This is a genomic window from Citreimonas salinaria (assembly GCF_900107235.1).
GTDB lineage: Bacteria > Pseudomonadota > Alphaproteobacteria > Rhodobacterales > Rhodobacteraceae > Citreimonas > Citreimonas salinaria.
This window is the reverse complement of the sequence record NZ_FNPF01000002.1, coordinates 292,382-305,971: the sequence shown is the minus strand read 5'-3', so window position 1 is coordinate 305,971 and position 13,590 is coordinate 292,382. Positions and strand designations below refer to the sequence as shown.

The window sequence follows — 13,590 nt, the reverse complement described above, 5'->3', positions numbered from 1 at the left end:
TGCCTCTCTACTCGCGGCCGAGGCTTACGGGCGGGATGGGGTTATCGTCAATGCGGCGCGCGGCTTTGTGGATGATGGCGCTGACGCTCGCACTGGCGGTCGCGGCGCCGGCCCGGGCGGGCCTGTCGCTGCTGCGCGACGCGGATATCGAACACGCGCTGCGCCAGCTTGCCGCGCCCGTTCTGGGCGCCGCGGGACTCAGCCCGACGCAGACGCGGATCCTTCTCGTCGACGACGGCTCGCTCAACGCCTTCGTGGCCGACACGCGCCACATCTTCATCCATTCCGGGCTGATCTCGCGGCTCGAGACAGCGGCGCAGCTGCAGGCGGTGATCGCGCACGAGGCGGCGCATATCGCGAACGGTCACATTTCGCAGCGCCTCGGGAACATGCGCAGCGCGCGCACCGCCGCCGGCCTGGGCCTTGTGCTGGCGGCCGCCGCTGCCGCCGCAACGGGCGAAGGCCAGCTTGGTGCCGCAGTCGCGCTGGGGACGCAGAACAGCGCGATGCGCACGCTTCTGTCCCACACGCGGGCCGAGGAATCCTCGGCCGACATCGAATCCGTTCGCTTGTTGATGCGCGCTGGCATAAACCCGCGCGCCGCGCTCGAGGTGCAGGAGATGTTCAGCGGGCAGGAGGCGCTGTCACTCGGCCGGCAGGATCCCTACACGCGCAGCCACCCGCTGACCCGCGACCGGTTGCGCGCATTGCAGGGGCTGGTCGCCGGCCAGCCCGAGACCGCACCGGATGGGACCGCGAACTACTGGTTCGCCCGCGCCAAGGGCAAGCTGACCGCCTTCCAGCGCGCACCCAGCTGGACCTTGAGGCGCGCGGCCGACAGCCCTAGTGCGGATATCCGCCTGATGCGCGAGGCGGTGGCACATCATCGCAACGCCGACACGCGCCGCGCGCTGGCCGCCATTGACGAGGCGCTACGCCTGCGCGGCGACGACCCGCTGCTGCTGGATCTGAAGGGCCAGATCCTGCTGGAATCGCGCAACTTCGCCGCCGCCGTGCAGGTCTACCAGACCGCCGCGCAGCGCGCAGGCTCCGAGCCGCTGATCCTCGGCGGGCTCGGGCGCGCGCTGCTGGCGGCGGGCCACCCGGCCGAGGCATTGCGGGCGCTCGAAGCCGCACAGGGGCGCGACAGCACCGACGCACGGCTGTTGCGCGACCTTGCGCTGGCCTATGCGCAGACCGGCCAAGGAGGCATGGCCTCGGTCGTGACTGCCGAACGCTACGCGCTTCAGGGCCGGATGGCGGATGCCGGCCTGCACGCAACGCGCGCCTCGGGACTGGTTCCGCGCCGATCGGGGCCGTGGCAACGCGCGCAGGATGTGTTATCCGCCGCCGAACAGGCGCAGCGGCGCTAGACTTATCACAGACAGGAGCCTTCGATGCCTTATTCCAATGCCCGCCCCCTTGCCGCGGCCGCGCTATCGCTTGCGCTTCTGTCCGGTCACGGCGCATCCGCGCAAGACGTCTTCGACCCCGCGACCATGTCCGACAGCCAGCGCGAAGCCTTCGGCGAAGCGGTGCGCGACTACCTGATGAGCAATCCGCAGGTCATCATGGAGGCCGTCTCGGTACTCGAGCAGCGCGAAGCCGACATGCAGGTCCAGGCGGACGAGGCGCTGGTTTCGAACAACGCCGAGGCGATCTTCGACGACGGATACTCATGGGTGGGTGGCAACCCGGACGGCGACATCACGGTCGTAGAATTCATGGACTACCGCTGCGGCTATTGCCGGCGCGCCTCGCCAGAGGTCGCGCAGCTGATCGAGACCGACGGCGATATCCGGTTGATCGTGAAGGAATTCCCGATCCTGGGCGAGGCGTCGATGATCTCGTCGCAATTCGCGATCGCCACGCAGATCGTCGCCGGCGACGAGGCCTACAAGGCGGTGCACGACGCGCTGATGGCGCTGGAAGGCGAGCCCAACGATGCGGTGCTGTCCCGGCTGGCGGACACGCTGGGTCTGGATGCCGACGCGATCATGGCCGAGATGGACAGCGACGAGGTCACGCGCCGGATCGCCGAGACCCGCGCGCTGGCGCAGCAGCTTCAGATCAACGGCACGCCGACCTTCGTGTTCGGTGACCAGCTCATCCGAGGCTACGCCCCGCTGAACGCGATGCAGCAGATCGTGGCGCAGGAACGCGCCGAGGGATGAGGCGAGGCGTGCCCCGAACAAGGCCTGTCGCCTTTCGCATCTTCGCCTTCGCGGCCTTGGGTCCGGCGCTTGGCGCCGGACCGGTCGCGGCGCAAGAACCGCTGTCCCTTCGCGAACGGATCGACGCGCTGCGCGCGCCCGAGATCGTCATCGAAGAGCCCTACGCGGACGAGATCGCCGACGACCTCGCGATGATCGCCGCCGAAGGCGATGCGTTGTTCGGCGGCGAGGCCGACATCGCGCTTTTCGTCGGATCCGATTGTGCGGAATGTGCCGCGGCGCAAGCGGAACTCGCCGCGCTTGCCGAACGGATCGGGGTCGACGTCGCCGTGCATCACACCGACCAGGCCGACAGCGCCGCGCTGATGAAGCGGCTGACGCTGGACATGGTGCCGTCCTACGTCATGCCGGACCGGCTTATCCGCGGTGCCATGCCCGCCTTCGTGCTGGAACGTTACCTGACGCGCTAGGCTCAAGGCCGCTACTCGGCGGCCTCGGCCGCTGCCTGTTCGGCCTCGATCGCAGCGGCCTTCTTCTCGACCTCTTCGACGATGTGGTCGATCATCTGCTCGTTCGACATCTTGTGACTGGCCTTGCCGGCCAAGTAGACCATGCCGGACCCTGCCCCGCCGCCCGTGAAACCCACGTCGGTCATCAGCGCCTCGCCCGGGCCGTTCACGACGCAGCCGATTATCGACAGGCTCATCGGCGTCTTGATGTGTTCAAGTCGGTCTTCGAGCGTTTCGACCGTCTTGATGACGTCGAAACCCTGCCGCGCGCAGGATGGGCAGGAAATGATGTTCACGCCGCGATGCCGCAGGCCAAGCGCCTTGAGGATCTCGTAGCCGACCTTCACCTCTTCCACGGGGTCGGCGGAGAGGCTGACGCGGATCGTGTCGCCGATGCCCATCCACAGCAGGTTGCCGAGGCCGATCGCCGACTTGATCGTGCCGGTGGTCAGGCCTCCGGCCTCGGTGATGCCCAGGTGGATCGGCTTGTCGGTCGCCTCGGCCAGACCCTGATATGCGGCGGCGGCCAGGAACACGTCCGACGCCTTCACGCTGATCTTGAACTCGTGGAAGTCGTTGTCTTCCAACAGCTTGATGTGGTCGAGGCCGGATTCGACCATCGCCTCGGGGCATGGTTCGCCGTACTTCTCGAGCAGGTCCCGTTCCAAGCTGCCGGCGTTGACGCCGATGCGCATTGAGCAATTGTTGTCTCGCGCCGCGCGAATGACTTCGCGCACGCGGGATTCGTCGCCGATATTGCCTGGATTGATCCGCAGGCAGGCCGCACCCGCCTCGGCCGCCTCGATCCCGCGCTTGTAGTGGAAGTGGATGTCGGCGACGATCGGCACGGGGCTTTCGCGCACGATTTCCTTCAGGGCACGGCTGCTGTCCTGATCCGGCACCGAGACGCGCACGATGTCGGCGCCCGCATCCGCGGCGGCCTGCACCTGCGCGATGGTCGCGCGAATGTCGGTGGTCGCGGTGTTGGTCATGGTCTGCACGCTGATGGGCGCATCTCCGCCCACCGGCACCGAGCCGACCATGATCTGGCGCGACTTGCGGCGATAGATGTTGCGCCACGGGCGAACGTGGTTGACGTTCATGGCATCGGTCCTGTCGATCTGGGAACTTCAGCGCAGATATAGACCGCGCGGCATCGCGTGACCAGCGCCGGTCGGGACATCCCGCCGCGTCAGCGATCCGTCGAGGCCAATTCCGCTACAATCCGGGCAAGCCGGCTGTCCGTGGCAGGATCCGCCTGCGCCATCTCGGTCGAGATCGTGTCCTCCGCGAGCGCGAGATTGTCCGCCACCGCGCCCGCCTTGCCATAGGGCCCGTATGTCTGGCCGTTGACGGCAAAGTAGATCGCGCCGGCATTGCCGGCCCGGATCGTGGGGGGCGTCTCGGTCGTCGGCACCTGATAGGTCTCGCCGGCCTTCATCACCGTCTCGAACAGCGTGGTGCCGTTGGCCGTGCGCACGCGCACCCAGGCATCGGCGGTTGCGACCACGGTCACGCCGGCCGGCGCATCGGCAAGAATCTTGGGTGTCGCCGGCTCGGCCCCGCCAAGCGCCGCAGCCACCGCGGATTGCACCGCGTCCGCCTCCAACGAGGCGACCAGCGGCTCGAGGTCGCGATCTGCGACCGGATCGGCCGGTTCGTAGCGCGCGGTCAGGGCGGCAGCGGCGAGTTCGATACCTGACGTGACGGCGCCAGTGGGTCCCGCCGGACCATAGGCCTGGCCCGCCACGGCGAAATAGACCGAACCGGACTCGCCAACCTCGATCCGGGGAGCGACGGCACTGGCCGGCACGCTGAACCGTTCGCCGCCGTTCAGGATACCCGAGAATAGCGTGGCCCCCGAAGCGTCGTCGATCCGCACCCAAGCCGGGCGCACCGCAACCACGGCGACGTTGCTCGGGCCTGCGTCCGGCAGGCCCTGGCCTTCGACGGCTATGAGCGAATCATCGACCTGCGGCAGACTGCGCGGACCGTAGCCGGCATATACGCCGCCCCTGTCCGGATCAAGCGTCGAGATCGGTCCGTCGCGCGCCACCAGGATCGGTGTATCCAGCGCCTCGGGCCGTTGCATCCGGTCGTACCAGTCGCGGCTGGGCGGCGCGTAGACCCCCGCCATGTCGCCGCCCTGCGCCTCGGGCACGGCCGAAGGGGACATGGCAGAGTTGAGAGGATCAAGCTCACTGAGGACGAGCGGCGTCTGGTCAACCGGGGAGAGCTGGACGCGCTGCACCTCTTGCAGGACGGACCAGGCGCCGTAGCCGATGCCGCCGACGAGCGCGAGCAAGACGAGGCTCGAGCCGATCGCCGCGGGCTGGATGCCGGTGAAGAAGCCGTCGTCGCGCGCGACGAACGGCGTCCTGGGGTTCATCAGCGGATCGCGCGCACGCGGTAGCGCGACCGGAGCCTCGGAGGACGGCTTGCGGATCGTCGAGGCCTTGTTGGACATGCCGTGCGCGACCGAAAAGCCGCTTTCGGCACAGAAATGCGAGAATGCCTCTTCGGGGTCCATGCCGAGATAGCGCGCGTAGGAGCGCACGTAGCCGGCGATGAAGCCCGGCGTGTCGAAGGCCGAGGGATCGCAATTCTCGATCGCCGCGATGTAGCCGGCCTTGATCCGCAGCTCGCGCTGAACATCGAGCAGCGACTTGCCCAGCGTGGCGCGCTCGCCGCGCATCATGTCGCCGAGTTTCAGGTCGAAAGCGTCGAAACCTTGCGGGGCGGCCGCATTTTCCGGTTCCGCGGTATCGCGGTTCTTGCGCCCCATCATGTCGCCTGCCCCACTGTCTTCATTGGTCGCCTCGTGCCTGCCCAATGCGCGATCTTCGCGATTCGCGTGATCACCTTATAGGGAGGAACCTTATCAAACCTTCGTGCGTTTGATAGGATTTGAGGACGTTAAGCGCTCAATTCGGCACGATTTAGCGCACAGTGGCTCCACAATTCATCCATCGCGCGGACCAGACGGTCCATCTCGCCGGGCCCGTGCACCGGCGCGGGCGTGAAGCGAAGCCGCTCGGTGCCGCGCGGGACCGTCGGGAAGTTGATGGGCTGGACGTAGATGCCGTAACCTTCCAGAAGCATGTCCGACAGACGCTTGGTGTGGACGGGATCGCCGACAATGACCGGCACGATATGGCTGCCGTGGTCGATGATCGGCAGGCCCATCGCCTTCAGCCGCGTCTTCAGGATGCTTGCCCGCTCCTGGTGGAGATCGCGCAGCGTCGTGTCGCGCTTGAGATGCGCGACCGAGGCTGCGGCACCCGCGGCGACAGCGGGTGGCAGGGACGTCGTGAAGATGAATCCGGGCGCGTAGGACCGTATCGCGTCGCACATCTTGGCACTTGCGGCGATGTATCCGCCCATCACGCCGTAAGCCTTGGCGAGAGTGCCGTTGATGATGTCCAGCCGGTGCATCAGGCGGTCACGCTCGGCCACGCCGGCGCCGCGCGGGCCGTACATGCCGACAGCGTGCACCTCGTCGATATAAGTCAGCGCATCGAATTCGTCGGCCAGATCGCAAATCGCCTCGATCGGGCCGAAATCTCCGTCCATCGAGTAGATCGATTCGAAGGCGATCAGCTTCGGAGCGGCGGGATCGTCGGCCTCGATGAGCTCGCGCAGATGCGCCACGTCGTTGTGGCGGAAGATGCGTTTGGCCCCGCCGTTGCGGCGCACGCCCTCGATCATCGAGGCGTGGTTGAGCGTGTCTGAATAAATGATGAGGCCGGGAAACAGCTTCGGCAGGGTACTCAGCGTCGCGTCGTTGGCGATATAGGCCGACGTGAATAGCAGAGCCGCCTCCTTGCCGTGCAGGTCGGCCAGCTCGGCTTCGAGCCGCTTGTGGTACAGCGTGGTACCGCTGATGTTGCGCGTCCCGCCCGAGCCGGCGCCGGTGGCATCGATCGCTTCGTGCATCGCGGTCATCACCGACGGATGCTGCCCCATTCCCAGGTAATCGTTGCCGCACCACACCGTGATCGGAGATTCCGACCCGTCCGCGCGCCGCCACGTGGCGTGCGGGAAATGGCCCTGCTTGCGCTCGATATCAATGAAGGTCCGGTAGCGGCCTTCCTCGTGCAGACGGTTCAGGGCTTGGTCGAGTCTCGCGGTGTACGTCACCGGCGCCTCCTTCGGCATTCTGTCCGCAAAGCGGGCGGACGTAACGGACAGGTCCGTATTCAGGTTCGTGAATAGATATAGGCAATAGGCCTATGTGTCCATGCGCTAGGTCAATGACAGGCGGTCGCACCCCTCGGTTCGCGTCATCCACGTCGACCTCCGGTGCGTCAACGCGGAAATAATGGAGCCGATCGGAAACGTCGCGGCGCGGCGTCACGTGGTGCGCTGGACACTGGTCCGGCCTCTGGTAGGCTCGCGCCGAAACGCCCGCAAGGAGCCTGCGCATGAGCCTGGATACCGTTTTGTCCCGCATCGACGACGACCTGCCGCAGGCGATCGAGCGGCTGTGCGCGCTGCTGTCGATCCCGTCGATCTCGACCGATCCGACGTACAAGCCACAGTGCGGAAAGGCCGCGGACTGGCTGGTGGAGGACCTGCGTTCCATGGGCGTCAAGGCCGAGAAACGCCCCACCCCCGGCCACCCGATGGTGGTGGGCCACGTGCCCGGCGACGGCCCGCACATTCTGTTCTACGGTCATTACGACGTGCAGCCCGTCGATCCGCTGGAATTGTGGAACCGCGATCCCTTCGACCCGGCCGTCGAGGTGACCGAGAAGGGCCGCGTGATCCGCGGTCGCGGCGCGTCGGATGACAAGGGTCAGCTGATGACCTTCGTCGAGGCCTGCCGCGCCTGGCAACAGGTGAATGGATCGCTGCCCTGCCGCATCACCTTCTTCTTCGAGGGCGAGGAGGAGTCGGGCTCGCCGTCGCTGATCCCCTTCCTGAAGGAAAACGCCGACGAACTCCGCGCCGACCTGGCGCTGATCTGCGACACTGGGCTGTTCCAGTCTCGCACGCCCTCGATCATGACCCAGCTGCGCGGCCTGCTGGGCGAAGAGATCGTCATTACCGGCCCCGGCAAGGACCTGCACTCGGGCATGTATGGTGGCCCGTCGATGAACCCGATCCGGGTGCTGACGCGCATCCTCGCCGGGCTGCACGACGACAACGGGCGCGTACAGGTTCCGCATTTCTACGACGACGTGCCTGAACTGCCGCAGGAGATGGCCGAGCAATGGAAGGCGCTCGGCTTCGACCACGAAAGGTTTTTGGGCGAGGTCGGGCTGAAGACTCCAGCGGGCGAATCCGACCGCACCGCGCTTGAGATGATCTGGTCGCGCCCCACCGCCGAGATCAACGGCATCAAGGGCGGCTATACCGGCGAGGGCTTCAAAACGGTGCTGCCGTCACGCGCGTCGGCCAAGGTCAGCTTTCGCCTGGTGGGCCAGCAGGACCCACACGCCCTGCGCGAGCATTTCCGCGACTGGGTGCGCGCGCAGGTGCCGTCGGATTGCAAGGTCGCATTCCATGGCCACGGCGCCTCGCCCGCCAGCCAGATGTCGACAGTGCATCCGGCGTTCGAGGCTGCTCGCGCCGTGCTTGGCGCCGAATGGGGTGACGAGGCCGCGTTCACCGGCTGCGGCGGGTCGATTCCGGTGGCGGGCTACTTCAAGGCGATACTCGGCATGGACGCGATGCTTCTGGGCTGGGCCAAGGACGACGACCAGATCCATTCCCCGAACGAGAAGTACGACGTGGAAAGTTTCCACAAAGGTATCCGCAGCTGGGCGCGTGTGCTGGACGCGATCACGCGCTAGAGTGGACCCGCGGTCGTGTCAGCTGTCGCCTGCGGCCCCCGGTCCAGCAGGTCGGCCAGAATCGTGATCGCGTGGACGAAGCAGTCGAAAGCAATCTGCGCATCGATGGCGATGCGCACTGCGCGGGGCGCATGGGCGTCGGGAAGGGCAAAGTCGGTGGCCGGGCTCACCGTAACGCCGGCGGCCGACGCGGCAGCAACGAAGCCGCTGGCCGTCCATCCGCGCGGCAGCGGCAGCCATAGGTGGGCGGCGTCCCGACGCCAGACCGGGCGGTGCGCCTTGAGCGCCTCGCCGGCCGCAGACAGGTATCGGTTGAGTTCGTCGCGGGCACGATCGTGGACGTCGCGCATCTCGACCTTGTCCAGCAACGCCGCCTGTGCGTCCGCGAACGGCGCACGCAGCGACGTCCCTGCGTCATCTGCCACCTGCTTCAGCCGGGCGGCCTGTCCGACGGGCGCGACGACTAATCCTGCTTCCAGCCAGGGAGACAGGGACGCCGCCACCATCCCGACATGCCAGCCGCGCTCGGGCAGCAGCGCGCGATATCCCGGGCCGTCGGCGGCGCCCGTCCTGGTACAATCGTAGTCGAGCACGTGAAGATCATGACGGCGCGCAACCGCGGCGATCGCTTCGCGTCGGGCGCGGGGCGTGCTCAATGTCGTGGGATCGTGCGCCTCGGACGCGGTACATAGCAGTTGCGCCCCCGTGCCGGATACGACGTCATCAAGCGCGCGGGGAAGAACGCCCTCCCGATCCATGGGAACGGCCACGACCTCGGCCCGAAGCAACCCCGCCACCCGCGCGAAGACTGGCGCCGACAACTCGTCCACCAGGACCACCGGCCGCGCGCCGCGAAGCACCGCGTGCATGACAGTCTGCACCGCGGCCTGGGCCCCGTGCGTGAGCTGGATGTCTTCGATGCGGATGGTTCCCGTTCGCTCGGTGTCCAACCAACCGAGCATCGCCCGCGGCGCCGCGTCGTCGTCGGAACCCGGCGGGTACACTGCGTGCCGAAGCGCCGCGTATTCGCCTCCGGTCGCGCGTGCCAAGGCGGCGCGGATCAAGGCGCTCTGCCCCATATCCGGCCACCGCCAAGCCGTCAGGTCGAACCGGCGCGGGCTCAGGCGGATGGCCGGCTCTGCAGATATGCCTTCCCCCGCGACGAACGTACCGCGCCCGACCGTGGCCTGCAGGACGCCCTCGTCGCACAGCAGGCTGTAGGTCCGGGCCACGGTGCCCGGCGTGACGCCGATCCGGCCGGCCAAGCCGCGCACAGGCGGCAAGCGGTCGCCCGGAGCAAGTGCGGCGTTCCGAACCGCGCCGCGGATCGCGCGGGCCAGTGCCATGTATTTCGGCCCCCCCGTCTGCTTCGCGTATAGAACTTCAATCGGATACATCGCCTGATCCTGTCGTCTCGCATTGCCGTCGCGCCTCACTGTCCTGGACCTCACCACCTAATCGTGTCGATACAATTAACGTCGCCATCGTTTTGAGCTTCAGGCAGATGAACGACACGCACCCGAACCGGGAAACTCGACCGGTCGAGTTTCGCTGCATGAACAAAACTCCACTTGAAGGAGCAGGCTCCACTCACTGATTCGGCCGGACTTTTGGATCCGATGATCCCAACCCAAGGACTTCCTGGGGGGCTAAGGGCCGACTGGAACGAACTGCTGGAACGAAGGGGCAGGCCGTTAAGGAATTGGACCTCTTCCAACTGGGCTGGGGATCGGTCTGGAGACAGGCGCCCAAGAGAAAGACACCGCGCGAGGTCTCGCACCCGCATGCGATCGAAACATCCTTGATACGTCGCACGACGATCATTTCATCCGGGACGGGCTGACCGTCTATGCCGGCACGCATTTCATTTCCGAGGTAGTCAACGGCACCGGGCTGGATGACGAGGCGCGCATCGCGCAGGCGTTCCGCGGTTGTGCCGACACCTGCGGGGTGAAGCTGCTGCACATTCACAAGCACAAGTTCTCGCCCCAGGGCGTGGCCGTGCTGGCCGAAAGCAGCATCTCGATGCACAAGTGGCCGGAGATCGGCTACGGCGCCTTCGACGTGTTCATGTGCGGCGATGCGTGCTTCTGGCCGGCAGTCGACGTGCTGGCGGCGGCGTTCGAGACCGGCGACGTGCACGTGCGCTAACAAGCAGGGTGCAGGAGTGGTCGCCGAGGCCGGCATCGCCGCATGAGCGAGTGGGAGCGCGACGCCCTGCTCGCCGATCATGCGCAATCGCTTCGGATCAAGCGTCTGCACTATGACAGCGCGACCGACCATCAGCGACTGCGCGTCGGGCGACGCGCGCGGCACGCCTCTTGACGTCCTGCAATGGCGCTTTGACGCGTCCGGCATCGCAACGGGTTACACCAATCCGCAGGTCCACCAAGCATCCTTCGCGCTGCCGAACTACGTCGCCTGCTGCCCTAGGTGTCGCGTCGCCGCGGGATGGCGTAGGTCAGACTGGCATGTGCGACCGGCTCGTCCATGCCTTCCGAATAGAGCAGCACGTCGGTTACGCTCAGCGTGCGGCCCAGCTTGAGCAGTCGCGCCTCGGCCAGAAGATCGCGACCCGCCGCCGGCTTGCGCATGAAGTCGATCGAGCAATGCGTCGTCACGGTCAGCGCCTCGCGCCCGATCCGCGCCATGGTCGCCACGTAGGCGGCCACGTCCGCCAGCGAGAACATCGCCGGACCCGACACTGTGCCCCCCGGACGCAGGTGACGGTCGTCGGCGTGCAGCCGCATGACGACGCGGTCGCCGTCCATTCTATCGATCGCGAACATGCCCCGCACCTGCGGGAACACCTCGTCCAGAAACGCTGTCATCTCTTCGGCGCTGAAGTGCGGCACGCTTTCCTCCCTATCGTTGCGTCGTTACACTCGCGGCACAATGTGAGGAGGACAAGATGGAACTGCTCGTTCGCAAAGACGAGGGCCGCGTCGCCCATCTGCACATGAACGCGCCCGAGCGGCTCAATGCCCTTTCGGACGAGATGCTGGTCGCGCTGCAGGACCAGATCGACGCGTTGGCGGATGATCGCGATATCCGCGTGGTCATCCTGTCGGGCGCGGGTAAGGCGTTCTGCGCCGGCCACGACCTGAAGCAGATGCAGGCGGGACGGCAGGCCGAGGACGGCGGCAAGGCGTATTTCGCCGACCTCTTCGCGCGGTGCGCCAAGGTGATGACGGGTCTGACCCGCCTGCCCCAACCCGTCATCGCGCAGGCCCACGGCATTGCCACCGCGGCGGGCTGCCAACTGGTGGCAAGCTGCGACATGGTGGTCGCCGCAGAAGGCACGCGGTTCGGCGTCAACGGGGTCAATATCGGATTGTTCTGCTCGACGCCGATGGTCGCGTTGTCTCGGAATATTCCGCGCAAGAAGGCTTTCGAAATGCTGACCACCGGCCAGTTCATCGACGCCGCCGAGGCAGAGCGACTGGGCCTCGTGAACCGGGTGGTGCCGGCTGACCGTCTTCAGAGCGAGACCCGCGCGCTGGCGGAAACCGTCGCGGGCAAGCTGTCGGCCGCAGTGAAGATCGGCAAGCGCGCCTTCTACGACCAGATCGAGCAGGACCTCGACGAAGCCTATGACAGGACCGCCGCGGTGATGGTCGAGAACATGCTGTGGCGCGACACCGAAGAAGGCATCGCCGCCTTTCTCGATAAGCGCGCGCCCGACTGGTCCTGACCCTTGGCACGGGCCGACGGCACCGCTATCTACGGCCCATGAAAACAGAGCTTCACATCGTCGGCGGCGGCATGGCCGGGTCCGAGGCAGCATGGCAGGCGGCCTCGATGGGCGTACCGGTTGTCATTCACGAAATGCGCCCCAAGGTCGGTACATTCGCCCACCGGACCGGAAACCTGGGCGAGATGGTGTGCTCGAACTCGTTCCGCTCGGACGACGACGAACAGAACGCCGTGGGCCTGCTGCATTGGGAAATGATGCATGCCGGCGGCCTGATCATGCGCACGGCTCACGCGCATCGCCTCCCTGCGGGCGGCGCGCTGGCCGTCGATCGCGATCCCTTCGCGCAGGCGGTGACCGACGCGCTGACGGCGCATCCGAATGTACGCGTTTCGCACGAGGAAGTGACCGAGCTTCCGACCGACGGGCATTGGATCTTTGCCACCGGGCCGTTGACCAGCACCGCTTTGGGCGCGGCCATACAGGCCGAGACCGGCGCGGAAAGGCTTGCCTTCTTCGACGCGATCGCGCCCATCGTCTATGCCGATACGATCGACATGGACATCGCATGGCGGCAGTCTCGCTACGACAAGGGCGAAACCGAGGCGGAGCGGACCGCCTATATCAACTGTCCGATGACGCGCGAGCAGTACGATGCCTTCATCGACGCGCTGCTGGCCGCCGACAAGACCGAGTTCCACGAAGGCGAGACCGCCGGATATTTCGACGGGTGCCTGCCCATCGAGGTCATGGCCGAACGCGGGCGCGAGACGCTGCGCCACGGGCCCATGAAACCCGTGGGCCTGACGAACCCGCACGACCCTGAGCACAAGCCTTGGGCCGTGGTCCAGCTGCGCCGCGACAATGCGCTTGGCACCCTGTACAACATCGTCGGCTTCCAGACGAAAATGAAATACGGCGCGCAAAAGGACGTCTTCCGCATGATCCCCGGCTTGGGCGAGGCGAATTTCGCCCGGCTCGGCGGCATTCATCGCAACACGTTCCTGAACTCGCCCACGCTGCTCGACGAGCGCATGCGCCTGCGTACCCGCCCGAACATCCGTTTTGCCGGACAGGTGACCGGGGTCGAAGGCTACGTCGAATCCGCCGCAATGGGGCTGATTGCCGGACGCATGGCCGCGTCGGAAATCTTAGACCAGGATCTACCGGTCGTGCCGCAGGATACGGCGCATGGAGCATTGATGCACCACATCAGCGGCGGCGCAGAGGCGAAGACGTTCCAGCCGATGAACGTCAATTTCGGACTGTTCCGGCCTCTCGACGGCATACGCGGCGGGCGTCGCGGTCGTCGCGACCGGTACAAAGCATATACCGATCGGGCCAAGGCGGCATGGACTGAGTGGCTGCACGCTCAACGGGCCTCCCGGGCGGCTGAGTGACCGAAGCAGGCAAAG

12 protein-coding genes and 1 pseudogene are annotated in these 13,590 nt (G+C 66.5%); 8 read left to right on the top strand and 5 right to left on the bottom strand.

Features of this window, described 5'->3' with window-relative positions; all coding sequences use genetic code 11:
• Positions 1-71: 71 nt before the first annotated feature.
• The 3 genes from BLW27_RS03855 to BLW27_RS03845 are packed head-to-tail and all read left to right on the top strand — an operon-like array spanning position 72 to position 2,644.
• Positions 72-1,373, top strand: a complete 1,302-nt coding sequence (locus BLW27_RS03855) for a M48 family metalloprotease (protein ID WP_483862379.1) — start codon at positions 72-74, stop codon at positions 1,371-1,373.
• Positions 1,374-1,397: 24 nt separating this feature from the next.
• Complete coding sequence (locus tag BLW27_RS03850) at positions 1,398-2,174, top strand: DsbA family protein (RefSeq protein WP_089879462.1); 777 nt, start codon at positions 1,398-1,400, stop codon at positions 2,172-2,174.
• A gap of 8 nt (positions 2,175-2,182) precedes the next feature.
• Complete coding sequence (locus BLW27_RS03845; protein WP_143042200.1) at positions 2,183-2,644, top strand: hypothetical protein; 462 nt, start codon at positions 2,183-2,185, stop codon at positions 2,642-2,644.
• Between the two features lie 11 nt (positions 2,645-2,655).
• Here the strand turns inward: BLW27_RS03845 and ispG are convergent, their stop codons facing one another.
• The 3 genes from ispG to hemA form a co-directional block, all read right to left on the bottom strand.
• Entirely contained in the window at positions 2,656-3,786 is a 1,131-nt protein-coding gene (ispG, locus tag BLW27_RS03840) for a flavodoxin-dependent (E)-4-hydroxy-3-methylbut-2-enyl-diphosphate synthase (RefSeq protein ID WP_089879459.1), read from the bottom strand.
• An 89-nt stretch (positions 3,787-3,875) separates the two neighbouring features.
• Positions 3,876-5,468 carry a RodZ domain-containing protein gene (locus BLW27_RS03835; RefSeq protein WP_245710763.1) on the bottom strand — a complete coding sequence of 531 codons (1,593 nt, stop codon included), beginning with the start codon at positions 5,466-5,468 and terminating at the stop codon, positions 3,876-3,878.
• A 131-nt stretch (positions 5,469-5,599) separates the two neighbouring features.
• Complete coding sequence (hemA, locus tag BLW27_RS03830) at positions 5,600-6,823, bottom strand: 5-aminolevulinate synthase (RefSeq protein WP_089879775.1); 1,224 nt, start codon at positions 6,821-6,823, stop codon at positions 5,600-5,602.
• Positions 6,824-7,107: 284 nt separating this feature from the next.
• On the opposite strand from hemA, the gene BLW27_RS03825 reads away from it, so the two are divergent.
• Positions 7,108-8,481: a M20/M25/M40 family metallo-hydrolase gene (locus tag BLW27_RS03825; protein WP_089879455.1), complete on the top strand. Its 1,374-nt coding sequence runs from the start codon at positions 7,108-7,110 to the stop codon at positions 8,479-8,481.
• On the opposite strand, the gene BLW27_RS03820 is transcribed toward BLW27_RS03825, so the two are convergent.
• Positions 8,478-9,878 carry a GntR family transcriptional regulator gene (locus tag BLW27_RS03820; RefSeq protein ID WP_089879453.1) on the bottom strand — a complete coding sequence of 467 codons (1,401 nt, stop codon included), beginning with the start codon at positions 9,876-9,878 and terminating at the stop codon, positions 8,478-8,480. The two genes, BLW27_RS03825 and BLW27_RS03820, sit on opposite strands and share 4 nt — an antisense overlap.
• 304 nt (positions 9,879-10,182) lie before the next feature.
• On the opposite strand from BLW27_RS03820, the gene speD reads away from it, so the two are divergent.
• Together speD and BLW27_RS21920 are read left to right on the top strand one after the other, a co-directional pair.
• Complete coding sequence (gene speD, locus BLW27_RS21995; RefSeq protein ID WP_342708040.1) at positions 10,183-10,632, top strand: adenosylmethionine decarboxylase; 450 nt, start codon at positions 10,183-10,185, stop codon at positions 10,630-10,632.
• A gap of 42 nt (positions 10,633-10,674) precedes the next feature.
• Positions 10,675-10,806, top strand: a complete 132-nt coding sequence (locus BLW27_RS21920; protein ID WP_281242711.1) for a hypothetical protein — start codon at positions 10,675-10,677, stop codon at positions 10,804-10,806.
• Positions 10,807-10,910: 104 nt separating this feature from the next.
• Here the strand turns inward: BLW27_RS21920 and BLW27_RS03810 are convergent, their stop codons facing one another.
• Positions 10,911-11,312 (bottom strand): PaaI family thioesterase, encoded by a 402-nt coding sequence (locus tag BLW27_RS03810; protein WP_089879772.1) that lies wholly within the window; start codon positions 11,310-11,312, stop codon positions 10,911-10,913.
• A gap of 71 nt (positions 11,313-11,383) precedes the next feature.
• On the opposite strand from BLW27_RS03810, the pseudogene BLW27_RS03805 reads away from it, so the two are divergent.
• Both BLW27_RS03805 and trmFO read left to right on the top strand, forming a co-directional pair.
• A pseudogene (locus tag BLW27_RS03805) lies at positions 11,384-12,175 on the top strand (enoyl-CoA hydratase); the annotation flags it as partial.
• A gap of 38 nt (positions 12,176-12,213) precedes the next feature.
• Complete coding sequence (trmFO, locus tag BLW27_RS03800; RefSeq protein ID WP_089879443.1) at positions 12,214-13,575, top strand: methylenetetrahydrofolate--tRNA-(uracil(54)-C(5))-methyltransferase (FADH(2)-oxidizing) TrmFO; 1,362 nt, start codon at positions 12,214-12,216, stop codon at positions 13,573-13,575.
• Positions 13,576-13,590: the final 15 nt, after the last annotated feature.